This is a genomic window from Bifidobacterium aquikefiri (assembly GCF_002259795.1).
GTDB lineage: Bacteria > Actinomycetota > Actinomycetes > Actinomycetales > Bifidobacteriaceae > Bombiscardovia > Bombiscardovia aquikefiri.
This window is the reverse complement of record NZ_MWXA01000012.1, coordinates 1-3950: the sequence shown is the minus strand read 5'-3', so window position 1 is coordinate 3950 and position 3950 is coordinate 1. Positions and strand designations below refer to the sequence as shown.

The following is a 3950-nucleotide window of genomic DNA, read 5'->3' as shown; positions in this document are numbered from 1 at the left end:
GGCATCGGGTCGGACGGGCATCGGGAGGTGATCGGCGTGGCGGAGGGCATGAAGGAGGATTCGGCGAGCTGGAACAGCTTCGTCTCCTCGCTCATCTCGCGTGGGCTTACCGGCGTGCGCCTGGTGACCGGCGACCGGTGCGCCGGACTGGTGAACACCGTCAGTGAACTCCTGCCACAGGCCCGCTACCAGCGGTGCATGGTGCACTTCATGCGCAACGTGCTCTCGAAAGTCTCCCCTCGTCACACCCGATGGGCCGGGGACGCGCTCAAGGCCGTGTTCGCGATGGAATCACGCGAATCGGCGTTGGCCAAGGCCGAGCAGGTCGCCACCGAGATGGAGGAGCGGAAACTCAGGGAGGCCGCCAAGTGCCTGCGCGAGGGCATCGACGAGACCACCACGTACCTGCTCAAGGATTACCCGGTCGAGCATCGCCGGCGCATCCGAACGAACAACATGATCGAACGGTTGAACCGGGAGATCCGCAGGAGAACCCGCGTGGTGGGCGCTTTCCCGGATGGTAGATCGGCATTGATGCTCATCACTGCGAGAATCCGCTACGTCACCGGCAACCAGTGGTCGACCCGCCGCTACCTGGACATGTCCCGACTCCACGACACCATACAGGAAGCGAACTGACAACGCACACAGGAAACAAAAACCAAAGTGCGCAAGAACCCGGGCACTACCCGCGTCATAGGCGAATATTGAGGTTCTTGCTCCGTATGTAGGCGGTAATGAGAGCACTCAAAGTATCCATTCCATTAAAGCAGTGTGTCCAGTAATGGTGGTAGGAAGTTCCACCTATGAGGTGGACTATTATTTCTCCGATCTGGATGGCTATGTTTTTCATTGTGTAACAGCAATCACTGCCTTTTTTCGATTATAGAGTAGATACTCAGCACTGTAATCAATACTAACGGTACTTTCGATCAGAACTGAGCGCCGATAGTGGTATTTTTTCTTGTCGTACGTTGGGAATCTCATGTGCTGCTCCGTCGTTGTGCTGCGCGCAGTCCGTTGAGGATGACGATGACCTCGGCGCCTTCGTGAACAAGTACCACAGCGGCCAGGCCAAGAACTCCGGTAATGGACAGCGGGAGCAGAATCGCAATGATGAGTATTGACAAAACCACGTTCTCGTTCATGATCGTGCGCCCGCGGTGTGCGTGCGCAAGAGCTTGAGGGATGAGACGCAGGTCGTTCCCAGTAAATGCGACGTCCGCTGATTCAATCGCAGCATCGGCACCTTTGACTCCCATCGCGATTCCTACGTCTGCGGCCGCTAGGGCGGGTGCGTCGTTAATGCCGTCGCCGATCATCGCCGTGGGCTGCGTTCTGCATAGTTCTGCGACAGCGGCGGCCTTATCTTCTGGGCGCAGTTCGGACCGGACGTCGGTAATACCGGCCTGTGCAGCCAAGGCTCGCGCTGTGCGTGGATTGTCGCCAGTCAACATGGTTACGCCGATTCCGCGTTCGTTCAGCGTGCGTATTACCTCGGGCACTTCGGGACGCAGTTCGTCGCGCACTCCTACTGCCCCAACGGGTCTGCCGTCGCTATGCACGATGACGACGGTCATTCCCTCCATCTCCATCGCTCGCACCTCATCAGCCAGGGGGCCAGCATCGAGCCATCGAGGACTCCCGACGCTGACACAGACACCATCGATTACCCCAGAAATACCGCGACCCGCCGTTTCCGTGACATCATCGGCCTGTGGAGCGTCACTCACTGCGCTTGCGATTGCAGTGGCAAGCGGATGCGTACTGTGACCTTCCAAACTTGCCGCCCACTTCAGAACCTCGTTTTCACTCACACCATCGTCCGTCACTACGCGGGTCACGGTGGGGTTATTCCCTGTCAGAGTGCCAGTCTTATCGACTGCGAGATGTCGGATGCCACCAAAACGTTCAAACGCCGCACCGGATTTGACGACCACCCCGAACGCGGAAGCCGCACCAATAGCAGAGACGACGGTGACCGGGACAGCTATTGCCAAAGAACACGGGGATGCTGCGACGAGCACAACCAGTGCGCGCGTAATCCATAGCTCAACGTTCCCACTGAGCAGTGACCCGAGTAGGCCGACCAGTACTGCGAGAATCATTACTCCGGGCACAAGCGGACGTGCGATCCGATCAGCTAGTCGGGCACGCTCACCTTTCTCGCTCTGGGCCTTCTCGACAAGCTCCACAATTGTGGTAAGCGAGTTATCGGTGCCAGCGGCCGTGGCCTCAACGTCGAGCGTGCCCGTGGTGTTAATGGACCCTGCCGAGACATCCATGCCAGGTTCAACTTCGACTGGGATTGACTCGCCGGTGATCGCGGATGTGTCCAGGCTGCTCCGCCCGGCACGCACGATGCCATCAGTGGCAATCCGCTCGCCCGCCCGAACCACCAGCACGTCACCAACGCGCAGATCCTTTGCCTCGACCTCAACCGTTGCATCGCCACGTTTAACCAGTGCGGTCTTTGGCACGAGTTTCAACAATGCCCGCAGTCCAGCGCGAGCACGATCCATTGCCTTGTCCTCAAGCGCTTCCGAAATTGAGTAGAGGAACGCCAGCGCTGCTGCTTCCTCAACGTATCCAAGAATCACAGCACCAGTCGCGCTGATCGTCATCAGCAGACCGATACCAAGCTTGCCTTTCGTAAACAACCCTCGCAGCGCACCCGGAACAAAAGTGTACGCGCCCAAAAGCAGGCCGATCCAGAACATCACTAGACCTGCGGTCTTTGCGCCGGTCAAATCACACACTAGGCCAGCAGCGAATGCAATACCCGATGCAATCGGAATCAGAACGCTCGGACTGCGATACCACGGCCGATCGTCATCATCATCGTCATCGAAGTCAGGATGCTCAACCTGCGAATTTGTTACCGTACTCACGCTCGCACCTCCCGTGCCTCGCAGCCCCTAACATTGCAGTCGGAGTCCATGCATGGCACGCTCTCATCAACTGCAAGTGTCACATCAATAAGGGCAGTCAGCGCATGGGCTAGATGGGGGTCGGCGATTTCGTAACGGGTCTTCCTGCCCTCGGGTTCAGCCACCACGATGCCGCACCCGCGCAAACACGTCAAATGGTTTGACACGTTCGAACGAGACAGCCCCAGTTCTCGAGAGAGAACGGCAGGGTAACTGGGCCCATCTAACAGCGCCATCAGAATCCGTGAACGGGTCGGGTCTGCCATGGCCCGACCTAGCCGGTTCATTACATCAAGTCGATTCGTAATAGTCAGCATGCGATGACTATACATTAGATGATGTACTGTTGTCAAGTCCGGACATCAGGTAGTAGGCAGCTACGGAAATCAGGCACTAACGAAGTCCATAAATCGGGATAACGTCCGGATTCTTGCGCAGTTTTGAGGTGGTGGGAGCATAGCCCGTCCTGTGTGTACGATTTTCAATCGCTGAAAGAGAAAACCGATTGGAAAGCAGGTACGGGCCATGCCCAAGCACATTTTACAGGTGAATCAACCCATGTTCGAGACCCAACTGGACCGGATGGTGAGCGAGAAGGTCACCGAGATCCTCAACCGGATGCTGGACGCCGAGGCCGACGAGATCACCGGCGCGGCCCGCTACGAGCGTTCCTGCGGCAGGAAGGCGTATCGTGCCGGCCATTACGAACGCGATCTGACGGTCAAGGCCGGCAAATTGAGTGTGAGGGTGCCGAAGCTGAAGGGTGCCCTGTTCGAGTCGGCGGTCATCGAACGGTACCGACGCCGGGAGGAGAGCGTGGAGGAGGCCTTGATCGACATGTACCTGGCGGGCGTGTCCACCCGCCGCGTCGACGACATCTCCCAGGCGCTGTGGGGAGCGCGGATGCCGTCGCAGACCCTGTCGGACAAGCTCAGGAAGGTCTACGGGGACATCGACGCCTGGCGCGAACGCCCGCTATCCCAGGCCTACCCGTATGTGTTCATGGACGGCGTGTGGCAC

The 3950-nt window shown here is 58.3% G+C and carries 4 protein-coding genes; 2 read left to right on the top strand and 2 right to left on the bottom strand.

The features are described 5' to 3' along the window. Positions 1-639: IS256 family transposase (locus tag BAQU_RS09965; RefSeq protein WP_211277169.1), on the top strand; the 639-nt coding region annotated here is incomplete at its 5' end. 344 nt (positions 640-983) lie between these two features. Here BAQU_RS09965 and BAQU_RS09960 read toward each other — a convergent pair. Continuing rightward, positions 984-2891 (bottom strand): heavy metal translocating P-type ATPase, encoded by a 1908-nt coding sequence (locus BAQU_RS09960; protein WP_024464624.1) that lies wholly within the window; start codon positions 2889-2891, stop codon positions 984-986. Continuing rightward, positions 2888-3247, bottom strand: coding sequence for a Cd(II)/Pb(II)-sensing metalloregulatory transcriptional regulator CmtR (cmtR, locus tag BAQU_RS09955; RefSeq protein WP_024464623.1), 360 nt, complete (start codon positions 3245-3247; stop codon positions 2888-2890). The genes BAQU_RS09960 and cmtR overlap by 4 nt, the downstream gene beginning before the upstream one ends. 208 nt (positions 3248-3455) lie before the next feature. Here cmtR and BAQU_RS09950 point away from each other — a divergent pair. Further along, positions 3456-3950 (top strand): transposase (locus tag BAQU_RS09950; protein ID WP_211277168.1); only part of this gene is annotated, 495 nt, incomplete at its 3' end.